The sequence below is a fragment of the Streptomyces bobili genome, assembly GCF_002154575.1.
Classification (GTDB): Bacteria; Actinomycetota; Actinomycetes; order Streptomycetales; family Streptomycetaceae; genus Streptomyces; species Streptomyces bobili.
On the sequence record NZ_MUBA01000274.1, the window covers coordinates 1 to 24,372 of the forward strand.

23 protein-coding genes and 2 pseudogenes are annotated in these 24,372 nt (G+C 72.6%); 12 read left to right on the top strand and 13 right to left on the bottom strand.

Annotated elements, in window-relative coordinates; all coding sequences use genetic code 11:
• Window positions 1–320 precede the first annotated feature (320 nt).
• Window positions 321–2,384 carry a SpoIIE family protein phosphatase gene (locus BZL64_RS22210; RefSeq protein WP_086770956.1) on the top strand — a complete coding sequence of 688 codons (2,064 nt, stop codon included), beginning with the start codon at window positions 321–323 and terminating at the stop codon, window positions 2,382–2,384.
• A gap of 66 nt (window positions 2,385–2,450) precedes the next feature.
• On the opposite strand, the gene BZL64_RS22215 is transcribed toward BZL64_RS22210, so the two are convergent.
• On the bottom strand, window positions 2,451–3,266 hold the full coding sequence (locus BZL64_RS22215; protein ID WP_086770957.1) for a putative protein N(5)-glutamine methyltransferase: 816 nt from the start codon (window positions 3,264–3,266) through the stop codon (window positions 2,451–2,453).
• A gap of 267 nt (window positions 3,267–3,533) precedes the next feature.
• Between BZL64_RS22215 and BZL64_RS22220 the strand changes: the two genes are divergently transcribed.
• Window positions 3,534–3,977 (top strand): MarR family winged helix-turn-helix transcriptional regulator, encoded by a 444-nt coding sequence (locus BZL64_RS22220; RefSeq protein ID WP_086770958.1) that lies wholly within the window; start codon window positions 3,534–3,536, stop codon window positions 3,975–3,977.
• A gap of 31 nt (window positions 3,978–4,008) precedes the next feature.
• Here the strand turns inward: BZL64_RS22220 and BZL64_RS22225 are convergent, their stop codons facing one another.
• Window positions 4,009–4,722, bottom strand: a complete 714-nt coding sequence (locus BZL64_RS22225; protein ID WP_086770959.1) for a GNAT family N-acetyltransferase — start codon at window positions 4,720–4,722, stop codon at window positions 4,009–4,011.
• On the bottom strand, window positions 4,719–5,651 hold the full coding sequence (locus BZL64_RS22230; protein ID WP_086770960.1) for an NADP-dependent oxidoreductase: 933 nt from the start codon (window positions 5,649–5,651) through the stop codon (window positions 4,719–4,721). Before BZL64_RS22230 ends, BZL64_RS22225 begins: the two co-directional genes overlap by 4 nt.
• 199 nt (window positions 5,652–5,850) lie before the next feature.
• On the opposite strand from BZL64_RS22230, the gene BZL64_RS22235 reads away from it, so the two are divergent.
• The 6 genes from BZL64_RS22235 to BZL64_RS22260 all read left to right on the top strand — a co-directional run bounded on the left by BZL64_RS22235 (window position 5,851) and on the right by BZL64_RS22260 (window position 11,173).
• Complete coding sequence (locus tag BZL64_RS22235) at window positions 5,851–6,456, top strand: sulfite oxidase-like oxidoreductase (protein WP_086770961.1); 606 nt, start codon at window positions 5,851–5,853, stop codon at window positions 6,454–6,456.
• Window positions 6,449–7,204 carry a ferredoxin reductase gene (locus tag BZL64_RS22240; protein ID WP_086770962.1) on the top strand — a complete coding sequence of 252 codons (756 nt, stop codon included), beginning with the start codon at window positions 6,449–6,451 and terminating at the stop codon, window positions 7,202–7,204. The genes BZL64_RS22235 and BZL64_RS22240 overlap by 8 nt, the downstream gene beginning before the upstream one ends.
• A 185-nt stretch (window positions 7,205–7,389) precedes the next feature.
• Window positions 7,390–7,974 (top strand): Rv1733c family protein, encoded by a 585-nt coding sequence (locus tag BZL64_RS22245; protein WP_086770963.1) that lies wholly within the window; start codon window positions 7,390–7,392, stop codon window positions 7,972–7,974.
• A gap of 111 nt (window positions 7,975–8,085) precedes the next feature.
• A complete protein-coding gene (locus BZL64_RS22250; protein WP_086770964.1) occupies window positions 8,086–9,054 on the top strand; it encodes an acetylxylan esterase in 969 nt (322 codons plus the stop codon).
• 100 nt (window positions 9,055–9,154) lie between these two features.
• Window positions 9,155–10,321, top strand: a complete 1,167-nt coding sequence (locus tag BZL64_RS22255) for a serine hydrolase domain-containing protein (protein ID WP_086770965.1) — start codon at window positions 9,155–9,157, stop codon at window positions 10,319–10,321.
• A 123-nt stretch (window positions 10,322–10,444) separates the two neighbouring features.
• Window positions 10,445–11,173 carry a GntR family transcriptional regulator gene (locus BZL64_RS22260; RefSeq protein ID WP_086770966.1) on the top strand — a complete coding sequence of 243 codons (729 nt, stop codon included), beginning with the start codon at window positions 10,445–10,447 and terminating at the stop codon, window positions 11,171–11,173.
• Here BZL64_RS22260 and BZL64_RS22265 read toward each other — a convergent pair.
• Window positions 11,143–11,910, bottom strand: coding sequence for a class I SAM-dependent methyltransferase (locus tag BZL64_RS22265; protein ID WP_086770967.1), 768 nt, complete (start codon window positions 11,908–11,910; stop codon window positions 11,143–11,145). The two genes, BZL64_RS22260 and BZL64_RS22265, sit on opposite strands and share 31 nt — an antisense overlap.
• 5 nt (window positions 11,911–11,915) lie before the next feature.
• A complete protein-coding gene (locus tag BZL64_RS22270) occupies window positions 11,916–12,485 on the bottom strand; it encodes a PadR family transcriptional regulator (RefSeq protein ID WP_086770968.1) in 570 nt (189 codons plus the stop codon).
• Window positions 12,486–12,555: 70 nt separating this feature from the next.
• Here BZL64_RS22270 and BZL64_RS22275 point away from each other — a divergent pair, with 70 nt between their 5' ends.
• The gene (locus BZL64_RS22275; RefSeq protein ID WP_086770969.1) at window positions 12,556–12,948 is read left to right on the top strand and encodes a nuclear transport factor 2 family protein; all 393 of its coding nucleotides are present in this window, start codon (window positions 12,556–12,558) and stop codon (window positions 12,946–12,948) included.
• Between the two features lie 62 nt (window positions 12,949–13,010).
• Here the strand turns inward: BZL64_RS22275 and BZL64_RS22280 are convergent, their stop codons facing one another.
• Window positions 13,011–13,919: a hypothetical protein gene (locus BZL64_RS22280; RefSeq protein ID WP_244205439.1), complete on the bottom strand. Its 909-nt coding sequence runs from the start codon at window positions 13,917–13,919 to the stop codon at window positions 13,011–13,013.
• Window positions 13,920–14,369: 450 nt separating this feature from the next.
• Here BZL64_RS22280 and rho point away from each other — a divergent pair, with 450 nt between their 5' ends.
• From rho to BZL64_RS41265, 3 genes and pseudogenes are all read left to right on the top strand, one after another.
• Window positions 14,370–15,512, top strand: a complete 1,143-nt coding sequence (gene rho, locus BZL64_RS22285) for a transcription termination factor Rho (protein WP_086770970.1) — start codon at window positions 14,370–14,372, stop codon at window positions 15,510–15,512.
• 106 nt (window positions 15,513–15,618) lie between these two features.
• Complete coding sequence (locus BZL64_RS22290; RefSeq protein ID WP_086770971.1) at window positions 15,619–16,794, top strand: D-alanyl-D-alanine carboxypeptidase family protein; 1,176 nt, start codon at window positions 15,619–15,621, stop codon at window positions 16,792–16,794.
• A 92-nt stretch (window positions 16,795–16,886) separates the two neighbouring features.
• Window positions 16,887–17,140: pseudogene (locus BZL64_RS41265) on the top strand (hypothetical protein); the annotation flags it as partial.
• Between the two features lies 1 nt (window position 17,141).
• Here the strand turns inward: BZL64_RS41265 and BZL64_RS22300 are convergent.
• The 7 genes and pseudogenes from BZL64_RS22300 to BZL64_RS22330 all read right to left on the bottom strand — a co-directional run.
• Window positions 17,142–17,432, bottom strand: a pseudogene (locus tag BZL64_RS22300) (MptA/MptB family glycosyltransferase); the annotation flags it as partial.
• Between the two features lie 103 nt (window positions 17,433–17,535).
• Window positions 17,536–18,474 carry a glutaminase gene (locus BZL64_RS22305; RefSeq protein WP_086770972.1) on the bottom strand — a complete coding sequence of 313 codons (939 nt, stop codon included), beginning with the start codon at window positions 18,472–18,474 and terminating at the stop codon, window positions 17,536–17,538.
• A 47-nt stretch (window positions 18,475–18,521) separates the two neighbouring features.
• Window positions 18,522–19,934 carry an aspartate ammonia-lyase gene (gene aspA, locus BZL64_RS22310; RefSeq protein WP_086770973.1) on the bottom strand — a complete coding sequence of 471 codons (1,413 nt, stop codon included), beginning with the start codon at window positions 19,932–19,934 and terminating at the stop codon, window positions 18,522–18,524.
• Between the two features lie 180 nt (window positions 19,935–20,114).
• Window positions 20,115–21,131 (bottom strand): asparaginase, encoded by a 1,017-nt coding sequence (locus tag BZL64_RS22315; RefSeq protein WP_086770986.1) that lies wholly within the window; start codon window positions 21,129–21,131, stop codon window positions 20,115–20,117.
• Window positions 21,132–21,174: 43 nt separating this feature from the next.
• Window positions 21,175–22,614: an amino acid permease gene (locus BZL64_RS22320; protein WP_086770974.1), complete on the bottom strand. Its 1,440-nt coding sequence runs from the start codon at window positions 22,612–22,614 to the stop codon at window positions 21,175–21,177.
• Complete coding sequence (locus BZL64_RS22325) at window positions 22,611–23,288, bottom strand: FadR/GntR family transcriptional regulator (protein WP_086770975.1); 678 nt, start codon at window positions 23,286–23,288, stop codon at window positions 22,611–22,613. Before BZL64_RS22325 ends, BZL64_RS22320 begins: the two co-directional genes overlap by 4 nt.
• 216 nt (window positions 23,289–23,504) lie before the next feature.
• Window positions 23,505–24,338 carry an undecaprenyl-diphosphate phosphatase gene (locus BZL64_RS22330; protein ID WP_086770976.1) on the bottom strand — a complete coding sequence of 278 codons (834 nt, stop codon included), beginning with the start codon at window positions 24,336–24,338 and terminating at the stop codon, window positions 23,505–23,507.
• Between the last annotated feature and the right edge of the window lie 34 nt (window positions 24,339–24,372).

Here is a 24,372-nt window from a genome sequence, read left to right on the forward strand (position 1 = left end):
GCCGCGGCGGTGGCCGTGGCCAGGGCGATCAGTGCGGTGCGCAGGGTGTGACGGCGTCCGCGGGCAGGGCGCAGGGGCATGGGTCTCCTCTGACGGGGGGTGGGATGCGCTCGGCGGACAGTGTGGCCAACTTCGATAGTCATGTACAGACCAATCGAATGGACTGGCGTGGACCATGAGGAGAACGGCACGCGCCGCCGTACTGGAGGAGCATGGGAACGGTGCCCCAGGCGTGGGATAAATCGGTTGAGCGCGGTAGAACTGGGGGAGTCGGCACGGGGGACGGCGTGCCGCGTCGACATGCGGAGGCGGTGCGTGGCATGAGTGCAGCCGGATCGACCTCGGCCGAGGCCGGCGGCCCGACAGGGCCCAGTGGCCTGCTCGACGTGCTCAACGTGGCCTCGGTCGTGCTGGACACCTCGGGCCGCATCGTGCTGTGGAGCCCCCAGGCCGAGGAACTGTTCGGCTACCCGGCCGGGGAGGCGCTGGGGCGGTACGCGGCGCATGTGATGGTCCACGAACGCCACGTCGAGCTGGTCGTGAAGCTCTTCTCCGACGTCATGGCGACCGGCCGCAGCTGGGCGGGAGCCTTCCCCATCCGGCGCAAGGACGGCGCCACCCGCCTGGTGGAGTTCCGCAACATGCGCCTCGTCGACGACCAGGGCGACGTCTACGCCCTCGGCCTCGCCGCCGACCGGTCCACGGTGCGCCGGCTGGAGCGGGACGTGGCCCTGTCGACGCGCATGGTCACCCAGTCCCCCATCGGCCTCGCCGTGCTCGACACCCGGCTGCGGTACGTGTCGGTCAACCCGGCGCTGGAACGCATCAACGGCGTCCCGGCCGGCGAGCACCTGGGCCGCACGGTCCGCGAGGTGCTCCCGCTGCTCGACACCGACGCCCTCGAGTCCGCGGTCCGCGAGGTGCTGCGCAGCGGGGTGCCGCTCGTCGACAGGCCGACGGTCGGCCGTACGCCGGCCGACCCGGACCGGGACCATGCCTGGTCCATCTCGCTGTACCGCCTGGAGGACGCCCGCGGCACCGTGCTCGGCGTCGCGATCTCCGTCGTCGACGTCACCGATCAGTACCGGGCGGGCATCGAGGCCGAGGCCGCACGCCGTCGCCTCGCGCTGATCGCCGACGCCTCCACCCGCATCGGCACCACGCTCGACCTGGAACGCACCGCCGACGAACTGGCCGACGTGGCCGTGCCGGAGCTGGCCGACATCGCAGCCGTGGACCTCCTCGACGCCGTGGTGTCGGGCCGGCGCACCAGCCTCGGCCCCACGGAGCCCGCCGTGATCCGCGCCCTGGCGGTCCGCGCCGCCGACGCGCCGGACGCCCTGAGCGCGGCCGATCCGCCCGGCGGGACCGCCCGGTACTCGCCCGACCGGCTGGTCACCGAGTGCGTACGCACCGGGCAGCCCGTCATGGTGGCGCAGGTCAAGGACGAGGACCTCGCGCGGATCGCCCGCTCCCCGGAAGCCGCCGGACTGCTGGCGCGAGCCGGCGTGCACTCCTATCTCGCGGTGCCACTCATCGCCCGCGGCGAGGTTCTGGGCGCCCTCGACCTCAAGCGGACCCACAACCCGCTGCCGTTCGGCCGCGACGATCTGCTGCTCGCCCGGGAACTGGCGGCCCGCGCGGCCGTGCAGATCGACAACGCCCGCTGGTACCAGAACGCCCGCAGCACCGCCCTCACCCTTCAGCGCAGCCTGCTGCCGAGCCACCCGGCGGTGACCGGCGGCCTGGAGGTCGCCTCGCGCTACCAGCCCGCCGGGGCGACCACGGAGGTGGGCGGCGACTGGTTCGACGTCATCCCGCTGGAGGACGGCAAGACCGCCCTCGTGGTCGGCGACGTCATGGGCAGCGGCATCGACGCCGCCGCCACCATGGGCCGGCTGCGCACCGCGACGACCACGCTCGCCTCCCTCGACCTCGACCCGGCGGTGCTCCTGGAGCACCTGGACCGGATCACCTCGGGCCTGGACCACTTCATAGCGACCTGCGTGTACGCCGTCCACGACCCGCGCCTCGGGCGGGTCCGGATCGCCAACGCCGGGCACCTGCCGCCCGCGCGGGTACGGCCCGGACACCCGCCGGAGCTGCTCGACCTGCCCACCGGGGCACCGCTCGGGGTGGGCGGGGTGGCGTTCTCCTCGACCGACGTCGACTTCGCTCCCGGCGACCAGCTCGTGCTGTACACCGACGGGCTGGTGGAGACGCGCAAGCACTCCCTCGACGAACGCCTGGACGCGATGCTCGCGCTCCTGGACGACCCGGCGCGTCCGCTGGAGGAGTTGTGCGACCTGCTGCTGCGGGCGCTGCACCACCCGGACAACCACGACGACGTGGCCCTGCTCGTGGCACGCGCCCGGACCCTGTGACGTCCGTCGGGCCGCGGCGCCGCTCCCCCCGCCGGACGGGCGAGGGGTGGCGCCGCGACCCGACCGCTACTCCTGGGTGGCGATCACCACGTGGGCGAACAGTTCCTCGTCGGTGGCCGTGCGCGCCGTGAGGCCGCCCCGCCGGAACGCCTCGACGGCGTCCGCCGCCTGGCGTTCGCTCGTCTCGACCAGGACACAGCCGCCGGGCGCGAGCCAGCCGGCCGCCTCACCGGCGACCCGGCGCAGTATGTCGAGGCCGTCGGCGCCGCCGTCGAGCGCGGTGAGGGGCTCGTGCTCGCGGGCCTCCGCGGGCAGCAGGGGGACTTCGCCGGTGGGGACGTACGGCACGTTGGCCGCCAGGATGTCGATACGGCCGCGCAGTGCACCAGGGAGCGCGTCGAACAGGTCCCCGGCGTGGACCTGCCCGCCGACGGCGGCGGCATTGCGGCGCGCGCACCGTACGGCGGCCGGGTCGATGTCGGCGGCGTGCAGTTCGACCCCGCCGAGCGCGGCGGCGAGGGCCACGCCGACCGCGCCCGAGCCGCAGCACAGATCCACCACGACGGACGCGTGCGGGGCCCCCGCCAGAGCCTGGCCGACCAGGAACTCGGTGCGGCGGCGGGGCACGAAGACGCCCGGTTCGACGATGACGCGCCGGCCCAGGAACTCGGCCCAGCCGACGACGAGTTCGAGGGGCAGACCGGCCACGCGGCGCTCCACCATGGCGGTGAGTTCGTGCGGTGTGCCGGCGGTGGCGAGGAGCAGGTCCGCCTCGTCCTCGGCGAAGACGCATCCGGCGGCGCGCAGTGCCACGACGACGACGTCACGGGAGGGGTGGGCCGCGAGGGACGAGGGAGCGGAAGGAGAGGAAAGAGGAGGCATGGAAGCCGAGAGCCTTTCGAAAAGTCGAAGGGCGCTCTCGCGGTCGCCTAGCGGCGGTCCGCGCCGTCCTGAGGAGAGAGCACCCGACCTGACACTGCGGTAATGGGTCCCACCTCCTCGGTCGCTCATGGCCGGGATCGTCCGCGGCCGTCGCACACCATATCCCAACTGCCGCACGCCGGACCCGCGGAAGGCCCGCCCCTGCGCACCCCCGCGTCAAGTTGTACGGTGCAACGAGGCGGGTGAGGGAGTGGTGAGGGAGACCGGGTGGACGCAGGTGAGGCGGTGGAGACGATCCAGCGCGAGATGACGGTCTTCGCCCGGCGGGCCCGTGCCTCGGCCGGGCGGCTGCATCCGGAGCTGTCCCTGGTGTCGTACACGCTGCTCGGTCATCTGGAGGACAGCGGCGGCTGCCGGGCCACCGATCTGGCCGCGCACTACGCGCTGGACAAGTCCACCGTGAGCCGCCAGGTCACCGCGCTGGAGCGGTCCGGTCTGATCGAGCGGCGCCAGGACCGCACGGACCACCGCGTCCAGGTCCTGCACCTGACCGACGCGGGCCGCAGCATCCTCGCCCAGGTCACCCAGAGCCGGCGCGCGGCGTTCCGCGAGCGGCTCGCCGAGTGGCCGGAGCCGGATCTGGAGCGGTTCGCGGAGTATCTGGTGCGGTACAACGCGTGGGGCGGGAGCGGGACGCCGGACGCGGGCTGAGCCCCGGCGGCGCCACCGCTCCTCGCCGCCGCTAGGCCACCGCTACCGCGTCCCGTTCGGGGGCGCGGGCCGCCAGGAACGCCGTCCTGCGGCGCAGGCCGAAGCCCAGGGACTCATAGAGGCGGATGGCGCCGGTGTTGGCGGCGCTGGTGTGCAGAAAGGGCGTCTCGCCGCGTTCCCGGATGCCGTGCGCGACGGCCAGGATCAGCCGGGTGGCGAGACCCTGGCCGCGGACGGCGGAGTCGGTGCACACGGCGCTGATCTCGGTCCAGCCCGGCGGGTGCAGGCGTTCGCCCGCCATGGCGACGAGGGTGCCGTCGCGGCGGATGCCGAGATACGTGCCGAGTTCGATGGTGCGGCGTTCGAAGGGGCCGGGCTGGGTGCGGGCGACGAGGGCGAGCATCTCGGGGACGTCGGCGGGGCCGAGCCGGACGGCCTCCGTGTCCGGCGCGGCGGCCAGCCCCTCGTCGACGAACTGCACGCCCTCGATGCGCTGGGTGATCTCCCAGCCGGCCGGCACCTCCCCACGGAACCCGGGCAGCGGTACCTCCCCGCCGGGGCCGGCGAGCGCGGCGAGGTCCGCCCAGTCGCCGGCGTCCGGGTCGTCGGGCACGGCCAGCCAGGGCGACACGTCGACGGGGTAGCGCAGGACCCGGCCGCGGCGCTCGGCGAAGCGGGCGTGCGGGCCGGTGAGGGAGGCCAGGGCGGGGTTGTCCAGGACGTGCCGGGACCCGGTCCGGCTCATATCGCGGTTCCAGCCACGATGACGACCTTGCCGCGGGCGTGGCCGTCCTCGACCTCGCGCAGGGCCCGGTCCGCCTGCTCCAGCGGGTAGGTCCGGGTGACGTGCGGGTCGAGTTCGCCGCGGACGACGAGGTCGGCGACGGCCCGGAGGACCTCCGCGTTGCGGGCGCGGGCCACGCGGGCGCCGCCGAGCCGCTCGACCTCCTCGGCCGGGGCGCCGGCGGTGATCAGCGCGGCCCGGTCGGCCGGCAGGCCGGCGGCCTCGTGCAGGACCTCGCCGCCCACGAGGTCGAAGACGCCGTCGACGCCGTCCGGCGCCGCGAGGCGGGCCCGCTCGGCCCAGCCCGGCCCGGAGGTGACGTGCACCGCGCCCAGCGATTCCAGGAGTTCCTTCTTCCCCTCGCTCGCCACACCGACGACCCGCAGTCCGAGCGCGCGGGCGATCTGTACGACGGCCACGCCGACGCCGCCGCCCGCGCCGGTGACCAGCAGCGTCGCCCCGGCGGGCAGGCCGAGCTGGTGGACGCCGTCGTAGGCGGTCGCGGCGGCGACCGGCAGGGTCGCGGCGTCGGGGAAGGACAGGGCGGCCGGTTTGGCCGCGGTGAGCCCGGTGGCGAGGAGCGCGTACTCGGCGTAGCCGCCCGCCGCGGTGTTGCCGAACACCTCGTCGCCGGGCGCGAAGCCGGTGACGTCCGCGCCGGTCTCGACGACGACGCCCGCGACCTCGTTCCCGAAGACGGCGGGGAAGATCCGCTCACCGCTCTCGCCGGGGCGCCGGTATCCGGTGCGCTGCTTCCAGTCGACCGGGTTCACGCCGGCCGCGCGCACGGCGACGAGCACCTGGCCGGGGCCCGGACGGGGCCGGTCCACGTCGACGAGCGCCTCGGTCTCCGGGCCGCCGTACCGCGTGAAGACGTACGCCTTCGGCATTGCTTCCACTCTCCTTCGCTGCCGCCGGACCGCTGGATCCGGAACGTCACGTGCAAGGGGGATCCGGGGGCGGCTATTCCCCGGGCGCGGCAGTGTTCATACGCGCTTCACGATCGGCGGCCGGACGGGGTCCGGAGCACGCCTGACTTGCCCGTACGGTTGAATGCGTAAGCAACCGTCGCCCTCACGCTGGAACTCCATGAACGTCACCCGAGGCTTCACCGGACGCCCGCGCGTCGACGACCCGGGCCTGCCCCCGGGCCAGTACGACGCGGGCGACGACTGGCCCGTACTGTCCGCCGAGGTCACGCCCGACCTCAGGCCCGCCGACTGGAGTTTCCGGATCGACGGGCTGGTGGACGCGCCCCGCACCTGGAGCTGGGACGAGGCGCACGCGCTGCCCGCCTCCGCGTACGAGGGCGACATCCACTGCGTCACCAGCTGGTCGAAGTTCGGGGTGCGGTTCGGGGGCGTGTCGCTGGACGCCTTCCTGGAGGCGGTCCGGCCGCAGGCGTCCGCGACCCACGCCGTCGCGTACTCGCACACCGGGTACACCACCAACCTGCCGCTCGCCGACCTCACCGGCGGGCGGGCGTGGATCGCCTTCACGTACGGCGGTGAGCCGCTCTCCGCCGAGCACGGCGGCCCGGCGCGGCTGCTGGTGCCGCACCTGTACTTCTGGAAGAGCGCCAAGTGGATCGCCGGTCTGCGGCTCCTGGACCACGACGAGCCGGGTTTCTGGGAGCAGAACGGCTACCACGCACGGGGCAACCCGTGGGAGGAGCAGAGGTATACCGGTGACTGAGACCTTCACTCCGCCGACCCGGTTCGCGGTGCCCGGCCGGATCGCCGTCAGCAACCGGGCGGCGTCGGTGTGGCAGACGGCCACGATCACCGAGATCCGCCGCGAGACGCCGTACGCGGCCACCTTCCGGCTCGCGGTGCCCGCCTGGGAGGGGCATCTGCCGGGGCAGCACCTGATGCTGCGGCTGCGGGCCGCGGACGGGTATCTCGCCCAGCGGCACTACTCGATCGCCTCGGCGCCGGACGGCTCGGGACACGTCGAGCTGACCCTGGACCACGTCGACGGCGGCGAGGTGTCCGGCTGGTTCCACACGGTGGCGGAGCCCGGGGACCAGGTGGAGGTCCGCGGCCCGCTGAGCGGCTTCTTCGCCTGGCCCGGCGACCGGCCCGCGCTGCTGATCGGCGCCGGCTCCGGGGTCGTACCGCTGATGTCCATGGTGCGCCACCACCGGGCCCGGCGCCTCGCGGTCCCGCTGCGCCTGCTGGTGTCCGCGCGCGGCCCCGAGGAACTGATCTACGCGGGCGAGTACGGCGCGGAGACGACGCCCGTGTTCACGCGGACCGCGCCGCGGGGCACCCCCGTGGGCCGGCTCACGGCCGCCCACCTCGCGCCGCTGCTCGCGGAGCGGCCGGACGGCGGCTGGGAGGCCTACGTGTGCGGGTCCAACGGGTTCGCCGAGCACGCCTCTCGGCTGCTGGTGGCGGCGGGGCAGCCGGTGGACCGGATCCGGATCGAACGGTTCGGCTGACGCACGGGTTCGGTGACACGCGGTTCGGCCGGCGTCCGCCGCCTCCGGGCCCGTGCGTCGGCCCGCCCATGAGCATATCCGGCCACTGCCGACATGTCGGGCTCGCCCGAAAGTGAAACGATGTCCTCCGTACGGGGTATCCGCTCCGTGTGGGCACTCGTCCGCGTGACGGCGAGGAGGTCGACATGCGAACCGGGCTGCGTGGCTGGCGCTGGCGGCACAATCCTCTGCGCCGCCGGTCGGACGTCGTGGAGGCGTGGACGGTGCTGGTGGTCGCCGTACTCGTCCTGATCGGTGCCCCGCTGGCGGGTGCGCTCGCCGGCCGGTGGGCCCATGCCGACGCCGTGGCCGTGGCGGCCGAGCAGCGGGCCGAGCGGCACCGGGTACGGGCCGAGGTCGTCGGCCGGCCGCCCGACACACTGCCGACGGCGGAAGGCGCCCGCGAACAGCGCTTCCGGGTCGCCGTGCGCTGGACGGAGCCCGGCGAGGCCCCGCACCGGGCCGTCGCGCTCGTGCCCGCCGGCACCCATCGGGGAGACAGGGTCGACGTGTGGTTCGACGCGCGGGGCCGGAGCGTCCCGCCGCCGCCCGACGGCACGGCGGTGTGGCAGCACACGCTGACGCTCGGCGTGGCCACGGCGGGCGGTACGGCGGCCGTGGTGCTGCTCGGGCACGCGGTCCTGCGCCGGGTGGCCCTGCGGCACCGGCTGGCGGAGTGGGACCGGGAGTGGGCGTGGACCGGGCCGGAGTGGAGCCGGCGCAGCGCGTGAGAGCGCCGGCCGGAACGGGGATCGTGCCTGGTCCTGGGGTCTGGTAAGCGCTACCACCGCCCACGTACGGTGTGATCATCCGTACGGCCACTCATCACAAGGCGGTTGCTCATGGCCTCGTTCGACCTGTCCCTGGAGGAACTCCACGAGTACCGCAGTGGATCCGCCGAACCGGAGGGGTTCGACGCGTTCTGGTCCAAGACCCTTCAGGAGGCCCGCGAGTACGACCTGGACGCCCGCTTCGAGCCGGTCGACACGGGGCTGGAGACCGTGCGGGTCTTCGACGTGACGTTCGCCGGGTACGGCGGTCATCCGGTCAAGGCCTGGCTGACCCTGCCCGCCGCGGCTACCGAACCGGTGCCGCTGGTCGTGGAGTTCGTCGGCTACGGCGGGGGCCGCGGGCTGCCGCACGAGCACCTGCTGTGGGCGTCCACGGGCCGCGCGCACTTCATCATGGACACCCGCGGTCAGGGCAGCGCCTGGGGCGGCGGTGGCGGTACGGCCGATCCGGTGGGCGCGGGACCCGCGTTCCCCGGTTTCATGACCCGGGGCATGGACGCCCCCGAGAACTACTACTACCGCCGGGTGTTCACGGACGCGGTGCGTGCCGTCGAGGCGGCCCGTTCGCACCCGTTGACGGACGCGGCGCGCACGGTGGCGCTCGGCGCGAGCCAGGGCGGCGGCATCACGATCGCCGTGGGCGGCCTGGTTCCGGACCTGGTCGCGGTCGCGCCGGACGTGCCGTTCCTGTGCGACTTCCCGCGCGCCGTGACACTGACGGACCGTCACCCGTACCGGGAGATCGGCCTGTTCCTCAAGACGCACCGCGGCCGTACGCAGGACGCGCTGCGCACGCTGTCGTACTTCGACGGGGTGCACTTCGCGTCCCGCGGCTCGGCGCCCGCGCTGTTCTCGGTGGCCCTGGAGGACCAGACGTGTCCGCCGTCGACCGTGTTCGCGGCCTTCCACGCGTGGGCGCACGACGACCGGACGATCGAGGTGTACGACTTCAACGACCACGAGGGCGGCGGCCCGTACCACGAGGCGGCCAAGATGCGCTGGCTGCGGTCGTACACGTGAGGTCCTGATCACACCTTCCCTCTGATCCGACCAGTCGGTATGTTCGGGGTGCCCGGCCGCAGAGCCGCGGTCCGGGGCCCCGGCGGATCACGGAGGACCCATGTCCGAGCACGTGCCACAGGTTCACGGCCACTGCGACGAGCGTTTCGCGGCGGTCCGCGCCACGTTCGAGGAGAACTTCCGGGAGCGGGGGGAGCTGGGCGCGGCGGTGACCGTCATGGTCGACGGCGTGACCGTGGCCGATCTGTGGGGCGGCTGGGCGAACGCGGCGCGCACCCGCGCGTGGGAGCGGGACACGCTGGTCAATGTGTGGTCGACGTCCAAGGGTCCGACCGCGCTGTGCGCGCACCTCCTCGCCGACCGGGGTCTGCTCGACCTCGACGCCCCGGTGGCGGACTACTGGCCCGAGTTCGCCGCGGCGGGCAAGGAGGGCGTCCTCGTCCGGCATCTGCTGTCGCACCGCGCCGGACTGGCGGGGCTGCGCGAGCCGCACACGCTGGAGCAGCTGTACGACTGGGAGCTGACCACCGCCCGCCTCGCGGCGACGGAGCCCTGGTGGGAGCCGGGCACCCGGTCCGGCTATCACGCGCTGACCTACGGCTTCCTGGTCGGCGAGGTCGTGCGGCGGGTCTCGGGACTGCTGCCGGGCGCCTTCCTGGAGCGCGAGGTGACCGGGCCGCTGGGGATCGACTTCACCATCGGCCTGCCGGAGAAGGAGGCCGGGCGGGCGGCGGAGATGGTGCATCCGCCCGCCGCGTCGAGCAGCGAACAGGCTGCCGTCTTCGCCCAGTTGACGCCCACGGCCATCGCCGCCCTGACGAACCCCCTGGCGGGCGCCGACGAGGCGAACACACCCGCCTGGCGGGCCGCGGAGATCCCGGCCGCCAACGGGCACGGCACCGCACGGGCGGTCGCCGCCCTGTACGGCGTCCTCGCGGGCGGCGGTTCCGCCGACGGCCGGCGCGTGCTGTCCCCGGAGGCGGCCGAGCGGGTCCGTGAGGGGCAGGGCGGCTGCCGGGACCTGGTGCTGGGCGCCGGCTTCGCGCACGAGACGGAGATCGGGCTCGGCCTGTGGCTGAGCGGCCCCAACGGCTCCTACGGGCCCAACCCGCGGGCTTTCGGACACGACGGCTTCGGCGGCTCGTGCGGTCTCGCCGACCCCGAGGCCGGGTTGTCGCTGGGGTACGTGATGAACCGCATGGGGCCGCACATCGCGGACGACCCGCGGAAGATGGCGCTGGTGAAGGCCGTGTACAGCGCGCTGTGACGGGATGGCGGGCCGTCCGGTTTCAGCCGTTCCGCCCGCCCGCCCTTCCCTAGTGGTTTAGACCAATGCTAGATCTGGTGGCGAACACGCCCGCACGGCACGTCACCACAGGAGGCGCGCGGCATGGCCCGCACCATCCCCCTTGATCAGCCCCTCTACTGGCGGATAGCGAAGGAGTTGCTCGGCGAGCTGCACGACGGCACCATCCCGCCCGGCGAACGCCTGCCCGCGGAAAGGCAGTTGGCCGAGCACTTCGGAGTCAGCCGGGTGACCGTCCGGCAGGCGCTGGAGGTGCTGCGCCGTGACGGACTCGTCGCCACCGACCGGCGCGGCAGCCACGCGGTGCTGGCGGGGGCGCCGGTCGCCGACCCGGCCTGGCTCGCCTTTCCCGTCGGCTCCCGGACCGCGGACGACGCCTGCGCGGTGGACCGCACCGAGCTGAGCTGGGAGCCGCCGCCGCCCGAGCACGCCACCGCGCTGGATCTCGCCCCGAACCGGCCGACGCTGGTCCACCGCTACAGGTCGACGGGCGCGGACGGACGCCCTCTGCGCACCGCCATGACGTCCTTCTCGGCGGTGGCACTGGCCGAGGTCGACGAACTCGCCCGCTACCGCGACCGCGCCGACACCACCGGCTCCCCGCAGCTCCGGCGCGTCTACGACTGGATGCGCCGGGCCGGACTGGCCCTGCACCACCGGGACTCCATCACCCGCCCGGACGGCGCCCCGTCGATGCGGGTGACCCGGCACGTGCACGACCAGTACGCCCGGCCGCTGGAGATCACCGACCTGGTGGTGGAGACCCGCCAGGAGGCGCTGGTCTACACGTTCACCCTGCCGGCGGCCGACTGACCCGGCCCGCGTCGGTCCGTGCGGCGCGCCTCGACCATCCGGACACGCGGGCTTCCGTCGCCCCGCGTGCCGAACTCGGGCAGGGCGTGCAGGTCCACCCGGAACCCGGCGCGCTCCAGCTCCCGGCGGACCTCGCCCAGCCGGAAGGCCCGGTAGTACATGACGAAGGGGGGACGCCACACGGCGTTGCGGACCCGCATGACGGCGTCGAAGCCGAGCAGCATCCAGAACGCCGGGGACGACGGCCGGGGCGGCGCGAGCACCGGGAACGCGAATCGCCCGCCGGGCCGCAGCGCCCCGTGCACCTGGGCGAAGAGGCCGGGCAGTTCCTCCGGGAGGAAGTGCCCGAACGCGCCGAAGCTGACGACGAGGTCGAAGGCGTCCGTGAACGGCAGGGCGCGCGCGTCGGCCCGCACCCAGGACACCCGCGGCTGCGGCGGGCGGGCCCGCCCGCGCGCGATGTCGAGCATCCCGGCGCTGAAGTCGACGCCGGTGACGCTGCTTTCGCAGAGCGTGGCCAGCGCGTCGACGCCGGCGCCCGTGCCACAGCACAGGTCGAGGCCGTCACCGTAGGGGCCCGTCCGGCGCAGGGCCGACACGACCGCGTCGAGGACGGGGGCGGGGGTGCGGAAAGGCGTGTGGTCGAACTTCGGAGCCAGCAGGTCGTAGCCGTGCTCGACGGACGACAGTGCCTGGACGGCGAGTTCGCGCAGCGTGGGTCCTTCGGGGCTGAACATCGGCGTCAGCCTACGGCGGTACGCCGCCGCAGGTGCAGCAGAACCCGCTCGCACCAGCGCAGGTTCTCCTCCTCGAAGGCGATGCCCGCCATCAGCGTCAAGAAGGGGCCGATCCGGTCGGCCTCGCGCAGGAACTCGTCCTCGGTGCGCCCGGCGAGGAGGCGTTCACGCACCCGCAGATAGCGGTCGAGCTTGCCGCGCGCCCAGCTCCTGCGTTCCTCGATCTGCGCGCGGGTCGTCTCGGGGTCGACGCCGACGCCGTCCATCGCCTGGATCTTGATGAGGAGTTCGTCCCGGATGGCGGTGGGCCTGCGCGGCGGTGCGGCCGCGAAGTCGTGCAGCTCCTCGCGGCCGGCCTCGGTGAGGGTGAACATCCGCTTGTTCGGCCGGCGTTCCTGCCGTACGACCCGCGCCTCGATCAGGCCGTCCTGGGCGAGTCGCTCCAGCTCGCGGTAGAGCTGCTGCGGGGTCGCGGGCCAGAAGTTCGCCAGGGAGACGTCGAAGACCTTGGACAGTTCGTAGCCCGAGGCCTCACCTTCCAGGAGGGCGGCCAGGACGGCGTACTTGAGCGACATGTGGACACGGTAACAGCAGGTGATTATTGTCATCCACACTTAGTCAACTAATTGAGTACGAGGTGATCGGATGCGCGCGTTCCGAGAGGCGGTCGAGGCCGGCGATCTCCAGGCCGTGGAGGCTCTGCTCGCCGAGGACGTGGAGTTCACCAGCCCGGTCGTGTTCAAGCCATACGCCGGCAAGGCGATCACGGCGGCGATCCTGCGCGCGGTGTCGGAGGTCTTCGAGGACTTCCGGTACGAGCGGGAACTCGCCGGTGCGGACGGCCGCGACCACGCGCTGGTGTTCCGCGCGCAGGTCGGCGAGCGGGAGCTGAGCGGCTGCGACTTCATCCACGTCGACGAGGACGGGCTCATCGACCGGCTGACGGTGATGGTGCGGCCCCTGTCGGGAGCGCACGCGCTGGCCGAGGCGATGGGAGCGCGGTTCGAGCAGATCGCGAAGGAGGCTCAGGCGCGCTGAACACACCGGTGGCCGGCCCAGGGGCGAAACCCCGTGAGCCGGCCACCGTGCGTGCGCGGGCGTCAGTCCTTGAGCTGGTCCAGCGTGGCCTTCGAGTCCGTCTTCAGCCAGTCCTTCACGTCTTCGAGCGACGGCGGGTCCTTGTCGTCGTCATCGTCGTAGGAGGACAGGTAGGCGCTGTAGCTCATCGTGTACGTGGTCCAGCCGTCCCGTACGGCGAGCGTGGCGTAGAGGGAACCACTGGTGGAGCCGCTGGTGGTGTCCTCGCTGACGAGATAGGCCTCTTCGCCGATGTCCTCGACGGTCTCCACGTCGTAATCGGGGTATCTCTCCTCGTAGTTCTTCCACATGGCCGTGAACTCCGGCCCTGGGTCGGACTTCCTGTGCAGGTCCACCTGCGTGGAGAGGTAGGCGTCGGCGTAGCTCGACCCGGTCTTCTTCAGGTTGACGCTGCAGTAACTCTCGTCGAGAGCCGGGTCCTTGAGCGCGTTGTGGGTCGGCGAGCCGTCGTTGTCCGGGTACTCCGTCTCGAACGAGGAGTAGTCGGTGCTGGAGCAGAGGTTCGCCGGCGCCGTGTAACCGCGCAGGTCCGCCTCGGCACCCTTTCCGCCGATCAGGAAGACCCCCGCCGCCCAGGCCGCGGAAGCGACGACCGCGCCCACGGCCACCCACAGCACGGCCCGTCCGGCTCCGCCTCCGCCACCGGACGGCGGCGGGGGAACCTGCGGATACGGTCCCTGCCCGCCGTACGGATACCCGGCCGCGGGCTGGCCCGGCTGGCCCGGCTGGCCGACCAGGGTCGGGGTGGCGTAGAAGTTCTGCTGGCCCGGCACGGGCGCGGCGGGCGGCGGGTAACTCGCCGCCGACCCTGGGCCCGGCGACTGCGGATTCGGGTACGGATACGCACTCGGCGGAGCCGGCGCCCCGGACGGCTGTTCGGGTTCCTGCGGAGGCTTGGGCGGCGTGGACATGACGTGAAGATAGTGCAGCGTAGGAGGTCAAGTCCGTTGTCCTCCCGGATCGTTATGGTCTGGGGACATCTGGCACCGGCCCATGACACTGCGGTCCGGACCAAGACGGGACCGGCCCCGGAATAGCCGGGGACGGTCCCGTGTTGAGACGGATGGAAGCGCCACGTCCCTCGCCATGACGCGAGGTGAGTGTTACGCTCCCCCACAGCACCTGTGTACGCCCCCGTTTCGGGGCGCCGGTGCGGTTCCTCCCCCAGTTCGCTGTTGCGCCCGTCGATCCCGGTCGGTGCGCCGGCTCTTCCGCAGAGACCTTGTGAGCAGCGGTTCCCCGTGGCCGAGGTCCTGCTTCCCCACCGCCGGAGGCGCGCGTACACCGCCCCTCCCCCTCGCGGATCCACACCCCTTCCTTCGCATGTCTCACGCCTTCCGTCCTCGAAAGGACCGGCCACCATGACCACCACACTCGAACACCCCCCTGTCCGGCAGCAGCCCCAGCCCCAGCTCGTCACCGGTGTCCTCGACATCGACGGCAACGGGAAGGGGCACCTGCGCGCCGCCGACTGCCTGCCCGCCCCCGACGACGTCCAGGTCGCCCCCGCGCTGATCCGCCGACTCGGGCTGCGCAAGGGCGACTTGATCGAAGGGCTGCGCGACGCCCGGCGCTCCCTGACCGACGTGGCGCGCATCGACGGACGCACGCCCGACGCCCGGCGCGGGCGCCGTCACTTCCGTGACCTGACGCCCCTGCACCCGCACGAGCGGCTCCGCCTCGAACACCCGGCGGCCGGGCTCGCCGGACGGGTCGTCGACCTGCTCGCACCCGTCGGCAAGGGCCAGCGCGGGCTGATCGTGGCACCGCCCAAGACCGGCAAGACCGTTCTCATCCAGCAGCTCGCCGCCGCCGTCGCCGGGAACCACCCGGAAGCCCGGCTGATGGTGCTGCTGCTCGACGAGCGCCCCGAGGAAGTCACCGACATGCGGCGCTCGGTACGCGGCGAGGTCTACGCCTCCACCTTCGACCAGTCCCCCAGGCAGCACATCGCGCTCGCCGACCTGGTGATCGAACGGGCCAAGCGGCTCGTCGAGGCGGGCGAGGACGTCGTGATCCTGCTGGACTCCCTGACCCGGCTGTGCCGGGCCCACAACAACTCCGCCGCCGCCGGTGGCCGCACCCTCAGCGGCGGCGTCGACGCCGGCGCGCTCATCGGACCGAAGCGGTTCTTCGGGGCCGCGCGCGCCGCGGAGGAGGGCGGCTCGCTCACCATCCTCGCCAGCGCGCTGGTGGAGACCGGCTCCCGTGCCGACGACTTCTACTTCGAGGAGCTCAAGGGCACCGGCAACATGGAGCTGCGCCTCGACCGTGAACCGGCCTCGCGCCGCGTCTTCCCGGCCGTCGACATCAACACCTCCGGCACCCGCCGCGAGGAACTCCTGCTCTCCCCCGGCGAGTTGACCGCCTCCCGCGGCCTGCGCCGAGCCCTGCAGACCCGGGAGGGCCAGGCCAACCTGGAAACCCTGCTGGAGCGGATGCGCGCGACGCCGGACAACGCGACGTTCATCCGCCGCATCCAGCCGACCCTTCCGGCCGCCTGATCCTGGTCCCGGACGCCCCTGGACCGCTGCGGCATCCGGGTGCAGGCGGCCCGCTGTGCGGCACGGGCAGCGCGGTGGATGGCCGCTTCATTCTTACGTTGATCATATGACGATCGGATTCTCTTCTCGGGCCGCCGCGTCGGCCTGCGTGCTCTGTGCGGTGGGTGTCCTGGCCCTCGGGCCCGCGGCGCCCGCCGCCGCGGACCCCGGTCCGGCCGGCGGGCCGCACGCGACGGCACCGCGGCCCGCCCTGCTGTACCGCGCCGGTACGCAGGTCCGGCCACGCCCCGGAGCCCCCGGCGTCCCGGCCGTCTCCGCACTGTCGTGGCTGGTGGCCGACGCCGGCACCGGCGACGTGCTCGCCGCGTCGAACGCGCACCGCAAGCTGCCTCCCGCCAGCACGCTCAAGACCCTGTTCGCCCTCACGGTGCTGCCCGTCCTGCCCGGAGGCATCCGGCACCGGGTCTCCGAGGCGGAGCTGACCGGCATCGGGGCGGGCAGCAGCCTCGTCGGAGTGGCCGAGGGACGCTCGTACCGGGTCGCGGACCTGTGGCACGGGGTGTTCCTCAACTCCGGCAACGACGCCGTGCACGTACTGGCCGCGCTCAACGGCGGCTGGCGCGCCACGGCCGCCGGCATGCAGGCCAAAGCCCGCTCGCTGGGCGCCCTGGACACGCGCGTGGTGTCGCCGGACGGGTACGACGCCCCCGGCCAGGTGTCCTCCGCCTACGACCTCGCGGTGTTCGGGCGGGCCGGGCTGCGCAACCCGGACTTCGCCCGGTACTGCGCCACCGCCGAGGCCCGCTTCCCGGGGCGCGACGGAGGGACGTACGGCATCGTCAACACCAACCGGCTGCTCAGCGGGACGAACGGGGTCGCGCGGTACCCGGGGCTGGTCGGCATCAAGAACGGCTACACGAGCAACGCCGGCAACACCCTCGTGGCCGCCGCCCGGCGCGGGGACCGCACCCTCGTCGTGACGGTGCTCAATCCCCAGGCCGGGGGCGGCTTCGCCGTCTACGAGGAGGCACGCGAACTGCTCGACTGGGGGTTCGGGGCCGCCGGGCGGGTCGACCCGGTGGGCTCGCTGGACGGGCTGCGGGCGCGGCCGAGGCCCGGACCGGAGGCGACGCCCGTGACGGCCGCGGCGGTCGCCGTGTCCGGCGACGACGACGGGCCCGGCTGGCCGGAGGCGGCCGTCGTCGTGGGTGCCGCCGCGCTGGGCGGTGTCTCCGTCGCCCTGGTGCTGCGGCTCATGGGCCGACGCCGTTCGGCGGGTTGACCGACCGGCAGCCGTAGCAGCAGGCCCAGGGTGATCCAGGTGTAGAGGTTGGCGCCGAGGAAGCCGTCGATGCCGGAGGCGTCGTGGAGAGCCGTCCCGTCTGGGCGGCGCTCGTGCTGCTGGCGCTGGGCTGCTGGGCACGTCCAGGCGGGCGGTGGCCGCGGGGAACTGGCCGGCCGCCTTCGCCCTCACCGGCCTGACGGCCTGCCTGGTCAGCCCCATCACGTGGGTGCGCCACCTGGTCTGGCTGCTGCCGTCCTTCGCCGTCCTGGTCCGCGCCGGGCACCCGCGCGTCGCGGGCGCCCTGTACGCGGTGCTGTGCACCAGCGTGGTGTGGCTGTGGTTCGCGCGATCAGCAGCGGGGCCGCCCACACGGCGAGGACCAGCACGAGGGCGCGCGGGGTGGGCGGGTCGCCGCCGCGCACCAGACGGCCGAGGAGCACCCAGGCCGCGGTGAGCAGCACCAGCCCGAAGTACACCCCGACCAGGCCCAGTACGGCGTGCGGGGAGGTCGGGGCGAGAAGCTGCCGGGCAGGCAGGGCACCGGCCGTCTCACCGCCCAGCGCGAGACAGGCCGTGCCGGCCAGGCCCAGGACCTGACAGCGACGGAGATCGACGGGGAAGGCCTTGGCCAACACTCGGTCAGGGTGTCAACGCCGGGTGGCCGGAAAGCGACATGACCGCCTCCGGGCGACGTCATGGGCGTGACCGGCGTGTGCGTGCGTGTTCTGGGGGCGACGCTCAGAAGACCGACAGGCCCGTGAGCGTCGTGAAGCGGTCCAGGGCGGCCACGCCCGTCACCGAGTTCCCGCGTTCGTCCAGACCCGGACTCCATACGCACAGGGTGCAGCGGCCCGGTACGACCGCGATGATGCCGCCGCCCACGCCGCTCTTGCCGGGCAGTCCCACCCGATAGGCGAACTCGCCGGCCGCGTCGTAGGTGCCGCAGGTCAGCATGATGGCGTTGACCTGCTTGGCCTGGCTGCGGCTGAGCAGGCGGCTGCCGTCGGCGCGGACGCCGTGCCGGGCGAGGAAGCCGGTGGCCAGGGCGAGGTCGGCGCAGGAGGCGGTGACCGAGCACTGGCGGAAGTACTGGTCGAGGAGGGCCGGCACCGGATTGTCGATGTTGCCGTAGGACGCCATGAAATGGGCGAGGGCGGCGTTGCGGTCGCCGTGTGCGGACTCGGAGGCGGCCACCTCCAGGTCGAAGTCGAGCGCCGCGTTGCCGCTCTCGGCCCGCAGGAAGTCCCGCAGTTCGCCCGCCGCGTCCCCGGTACGGGTCTGGAGGCGGTCGGTGACGACGAGGGCGCCCGCGTTGATGAACGGGTTGCGGGGGATGCCGTTCTCGTACTCCAGTTGGACCAGCGAGTTGAACGGGTTGCCGGAGGGTTCGCGGCCGACGTGCTCCCAGAGTTCGTCGCCCTCGCGGGCCAGGTCCAGGGCGAGGGTGAAGACCTTGGTGATGGACTGCGTGGAGAAGGGTTCCTGCCAGTCCCCCACCCCGTACACCGTGCCGTCCAGCTCCGCCACGGCCATGCCGAAGCTGCGGGCGTCGCGGGCGGCGAGCGCCGGAATGTAGTCGGCGGGCCGGCCGCGGCCGGGAGTGCGGGCCATCTCCTCGGCGATGCGCTCCAGGACCGGCTGGAAGGTGAGGGACGACGTCGTTGTCATGATCACCATTGTGCCTCCGGGCCGGTCGTGGCGCGTCGTCGCAGGTCGGGGACGGGTCAGGCGAGGGGCGAGCCGTTGCCCGCGACCACCTCGGGGCGCAGCAGGGCGGCGAGCCGCTCGGCGGGCAACAGGCCCTTCTCCAGGACGAGTTCGGCCACGCCGCGGCCCGTGACGAGCGCCTCCTTGGCGATGTCGGTGGCCGCCGTGTAGCCGATGTGGGGGTTGAGGGCGGTGACCAGGCCGATGGAGTTCTCCACGCTGGCGCGCAGCACCTCGGTGTTGGCGGTGATGCCGATGACGCAGCGCTCGGCGAGGGTCAGGCAGGCCGCGCGCAGGTGGGTGATGGACTCCGACAGGGAGTGCAGGATGATCGGCTCGAAGGCGTTGAGCTGGAGCTGTCCGGCCTCGGCGGCCATGGTGATGGTGACGTCGTTGCCGATCACCTCGAAGGCGACCTGGTTGACGACCTCGGGGATCACCGGGTTGACCTTGCCGGGCATGATGGAGGAACCGGCCTGCACGGGCGGCAGGTTGATCTCGCCGAGGCCGGCGCGCGGACCGGAGGACAGCAGCCGCAGGTCGTTGCAGCTCTTGGAGAGCTTCACCGCGATCCGCTTGAGCACGCCGGACATCTGGACGAACGCGCCGCAGTCCTGGGTGGCCTCGACGAGGTTCGCGGCGGTGACGAGCGGCAGGCCGGTGATCTCGGCGAGGTGGCGGCGGGCCGACTCGGCGTAGCCGACGGGCGCGTTGAGGCCGGTGCCGATCGCCGTGGCGCCGAGGTTGATCTCCTGGATCAGCTCGACGGCCTCGGCGAGACGGCTGCGGTCCTCGTCGAGCATGACGGCGAACGTGGAGAACTCCTGCCCGAGGGTCATCGGGACGGCGTCCTGGAGCTGGGTGCGGCCCATCTTGAGCACGTCGCGGAACTCGACGGCCTTGCGGGCGAAGGCGTCCTGGAGGACGGCCATGGCCTTGAGCAGCCCGTGCACCGCGAAGACGGTCGCGACCTTGACGGCGGTCGGGTAGACGTCGTTGGTCGACTGGCCGAGGTTGACGTCCTCGTTGGGGTGCAGGTACCGGTACTCGCCCTTGGCGTGGCCCAGCAGTTCCAGGGCACGGTTGGCGACGACCTCGTTGGCGTTCATGTTGGTCGAGGTGCCCGCGCCGCCCTGCACCACGTCCACCACGAACTGGTCGTGCAGCTTGCCCGCCCGTATCTCACGGCAGGCGGCGACGATCGCGGCGGCCTTCTCCGGCGACAGCAGCCCCAGCTCCTCGTTGGCCAGGGCGGCGGCCTCCTTGACGGCGGCGAGGGCGTCGATCAGGTGCGGGTAGGCGGAGATCGTGGTGCCGGTGATCGGGAAGTTCTCGGTGGCGCGCAGGGTGTGGATACCCCAGTACGCGTCGACGGGGACGTCCCGGTCTCCGAGCAGATCGTGTTCGCTGCGGCTGACGACGACAGTCATGAGGGTGCTGCCTCTTTCCGAGGGGCGAGGGTGTTGGTGGTGCGGGGAGACCGGCCGGGTCTCGTCCGGCCTGGCGGGACCGGGAGGGCGGATGCGCGGGGCCGGGCGAGGCCTCGTTTCGCCGATACGGCGCCGGGTGCGACGTACCGCATGCCGCCAGGACGCCTCCCCCGCCGCATGTCAGGCGCAGGCCGGCTCGGTGACCGGGTCCAGCGCGCGTACCGTGCGGATGCTGCCGACGGGTTCGCCGCCGCCGAGGAGGGGCTCGCCCGCGAAGGGGGTGAGGAGCGCGGGGTCCACTCCGGCGCGGACGAGGGCGGCCGCGGTGACGGGGACGCGGGCCCGGTCGGCGCCGTCGGAGATCTTGACGGCGACGGCACTGCCGTCGGGGAGTGCGGCGACCCCGACGCCCTCGAAGCCGTCCTTGGCGAGCAGGCCGGGGACGGCCCGCATCAGGGCGGCGACGTCCCGGCCGGAGCCGGAGGCCATCTCGGCGTGCTCGCGCATCGCGTCCGCCACCCGCGCCTCGGGGGTGCCGGGCACGGCGGTGGTGACGCGGGCCGCGGCCCGCGCCAGTCCGTTGAGGGAGACGGAGAACAGCGGCGCGCCGCACCCGTCGACGGTGACTCGGGCGATCCGCTGCCCGGTGAGGTCCTCGACGATCTCGGCGATCGCCTGCTGGAGCGGGTGGTCCGGGTCGAGATAGCCGTCGAGGGACCAGCCGTTGAGCTTGCAGGTGTACAGCATCGCCGCGTGCTTGCCCGAGCAGTTCTGGGCGAGGCGGGAGGGCGGGCGGCCCTCGCGTATCCAGAGGTCGCGGACGACCGGGTCGTACGGCAGGTCCGTGACGTTGCGCAGGTCGTCCTCGGTGGCGCCGGACAGTTCGAGGATCCGCCGGGTCCCGGCGAGGTGTCGCTCCTCGCCGGAGTGGCTGGCGGCGGCGAGCGAGAGCAGTTCGCCGTCCAGCGGGAGCCCGGCACGCACCATGGCGACGGCCTGGACGGGCTTGAGCGCGGAGCGCGGGTAGAAGGCGACCTCGATGTCACCGAGCTGGAAGTCGACCTCGCCGTCCGTGCGGAGGACGACGACGGAGCCGTAGTGGACGCCCTCCGTCACCCCGCCGCGGACGAGGTGGGCGACGGGGGCGTGGAGGGGTTCGCGGATCGCGGGGGCGTCGGCGAGGGAACTGCTGTACATCATGGCCTGGTCACTGGTGAGTGGGTGGGGGCCGGCGGCGGGTTCACGCGTCGGCCTTGGAGGAGGTGCGGGCGCGGCGGACACGGATGGCGTACCAGCCGGCGACGAGCGCGGCGGCGATCAGTGGCAGGCACAGCACGGTGGTGCGTCCGGCGCCGCCGTCGGCGTACATGAGGACCAGGACGGAGGCGAGGAAGGCCAGCGTCAGGAGTTCGGTCCAGGGGGAGCCCGGCAGTCGGTAGCTCGGGCGGGTCAGTTCGCCCTTCTCGGTCTTCTGCCAGAACAGCAGGTGGCAGATCATGATCATGCCCCAGGTGGCGAGGATGCCCAGCGCCGCGAAGTTCAGGACGATCTCGAACGCGTCGGCGGGGACCACGAAGTTGAGGCCGACACCGAGGACGCAGACGCCGCTGGTGAGCAGGATGCCGCCGTAGGGGACCTGGGTGCGGCTCATCTTCGCGGTGAACTGGGGTGCCGAGCCGCTCACGGCCATCGAGCGCAGGATGCGGCCGGTGGAGTAGAGGCCGGAGTTGAGGGAGGACATCGCCGCCGTGAGGACGACGAGGTTCATCACGCCGCCCGCGGCCGGGATGCCGATGTTGGACAGCACCGTGACGAAGGGGCTCTCGCCGGAGGTGTACTTGTTCCACGGGAGCAGCATCGACAGCAGGAGGACCGAGCCGACGTAGAACACGCCCACGCGCCACATGATCGAGTTGATCGCCTTCGGCATGATCTGCTCGGGGTTCTCGGTCTCACCGGCGGCGACGCCGACCAGTTCGACGGAGGCGTAGGCGAAGACGACGCCCTGGACGATCAGCAGCATGGGCAGCAGGCCGTTGGGGAAGATGCCGCCGTGGTCGCTGATCAGGGACGGGCCGGGGGTGGTGCCGTCGACCTGGTGCTGGGTGACCAGCAGGAAGATGCCGATACACATGAAGATCACCAGCGCGCTGACCTTGACGATCGCGAACCAGAACTCCAGTTCGCCGAAGATCTTCACCGAGATCAGGTTCACCGTGAGGACCACGGCGAGGGCTATCAGCGCGATCACCCACTGGGGCACGTCGGAGAACATGCCCCAGTAGTGGGTGTAGGTGGCCACCGCGGTGATGTCGGCGATGCCGGTGGTGGCCCAGTTCAGGAAGTACATCCAGCCCGCGGTGTAGGCCCCCTTCTCCCCCATGAACTCCCGGGCGTACGACACGAAGGCGCCGGAGGACGGGCGGTACAGGACGAGTTCGCCGAGGGCGCGCACCACGAGGAAGGCGAAGATGCCGCAGACCGCGTAGGCGATGAAGAGGGAGGGGCCGGCGTCGGCCAGGCGGCCGCCGGCGCCGAGGAAGAGGCCGGTGCCGATGGCTCCGCCGATGGCGATCATGTTGACGTGCCGGTGTTTGAGGGACTTGCTGTAGCCCTCGTCTCCGGCGTCGACGTGACGGGGCGAGGGGCGCGTCTCGTCCTTGAGGTGCTGTTCGCTCACGCCTCGGGTCCGCCTTCCAGGGGGGAGTCCGTGCGCGGGGGGCGCACGATGTCGGTGAGGGTCGTCTCGACACGGTCGAGGTGGTGGCTCATGGCCTCCACGGCGTCGGACTCGGAACCGTCGATCAGCGCTTCGACGATGGCGCGGTGTTCGCGGTTGGACTGCTCGCGCCGTCCGCCCAGTTGGTTGAGGAAGGTCGACTGACGCGCCAGTGCGTCACGGATCTCCTCGATGACCCGGCGGAACACCGGGTTCTGGGCGGCCTCGGCGACGGCGAGGTGGAAGAGGGTGTCCATCGCGACCCAGGCGGTGGTGTCGGTCTCGCCTTCCATCCGGTCCAGGAGGTGGGCCAGGTGGTCCAGGTTCTCCGGGGTGCGGCGGGCGGCGGCGTACCCGGCGACCGGGATCTCGATGTGGCGGCGCACTTCGAGCAGGTCGCTGGCCGCGTAGTCGCCGAAGGTGGGGTCCTCGACGGTGTTGGCGACGACGAAGGTGCCTTTACCGGTCCGGGAGACCGTCAGGCCCATGGTCTGGAGGGCGCGCAGGGCCTCCCGCAGGACGGGCCGGGAGACCTCGAGGGTGCGGCACAGTTCCGCCTCGGAGGGAAGCTTGTCCCCGATGGCGTAGTGGCCGTGCTCGATGGCGCCGCGGAGGTGGGCGAGCACCGCTTCCATCGCACTGATACGACGGGGTGCCGGGCCACCTGTCTGGCTGTCTGACAGGTTCACGGGAGTGATACTCCGGGTGGCCGGAGGTCTCTGTCAAGGCGAGTGAAAGGAAAAATTCAGCCAGGGCCCTGAATGAAAGCGGGTTTCCCAGGCAGTCCCTGGCAGGCCCGGCCGCCCGCGCCGGGCGAGGCGCGTGCCCCCGCCAGGCCCTCTCCCCCGCGCTCAGCTGTCGAGGACTCCCGTGGCCAGCAGGCCGAAGAGCAGTAGGCCGACGACGATCCGGTAGATCACGAAGGCGTTGAAGGAGTGCTTGGCGACGAACCTGAGCAGCCAGGCGATGGAGGCGTAGGCGACCACGAAGGACACCGCCGTGCCGACGACCAGGGGTGCGGCCCCGGCCCCGGTGCCCAGGGCGTCCTTCAGCTCGTACAGGCCGGCGCCGGTGAGCGCCGGGATGCCGAGGAAGAAGGACAGCCGGGTGGCGGCGACCCGGTCGAGGTCGAGCAGGAGCGCGGTCGACATGGTGGCACCGGAGCGGGAGAAGCCGGGGAAGAGCAGCGCGAGGATCTGCGAGCCGCCGACCAGCATGGCGTCCTTGAGCGAGGTGTCGTCCTCGCCCCGCTTGTGCCGGCCCGTGCGGTCGGCCGCCCACATCACGCCGCTGCCCGCGATGAGCGAGCCCGCGACCACCCAGAGCGAGGCCAGGGGACCTTGGATGAGCGGCTTCGCGGCCAGGCCGACGACGACGATCGGGATCGTCGCGTAGATCATCCACCAGCCGAACTTGTAGTCGTGGTGTCGTTCGCTCGTGTCGGTGAGGCCGCGGAGCCAGGCGGAGACGATGCGCGCGATGTCCTTGCGGAAGTAGACCAGCACCGCGGCGATCGCGCCGACCTGGATGACCGCGGAGAAGCCGACGACCGCGTCGTCGTCGACGGGGATGCCCATCAGGCCTTCGGTGATCTTCAGATGTCCGGTGGAGGAGACGGGGAGGAACTCGGTCACTCCCTCGACGGCTCCGAGGACGACGGCCTGACCGACGGAGATGGCGCTCATGGGATCCCGTTCTGCGGGTGGTCGACGGTGCGGT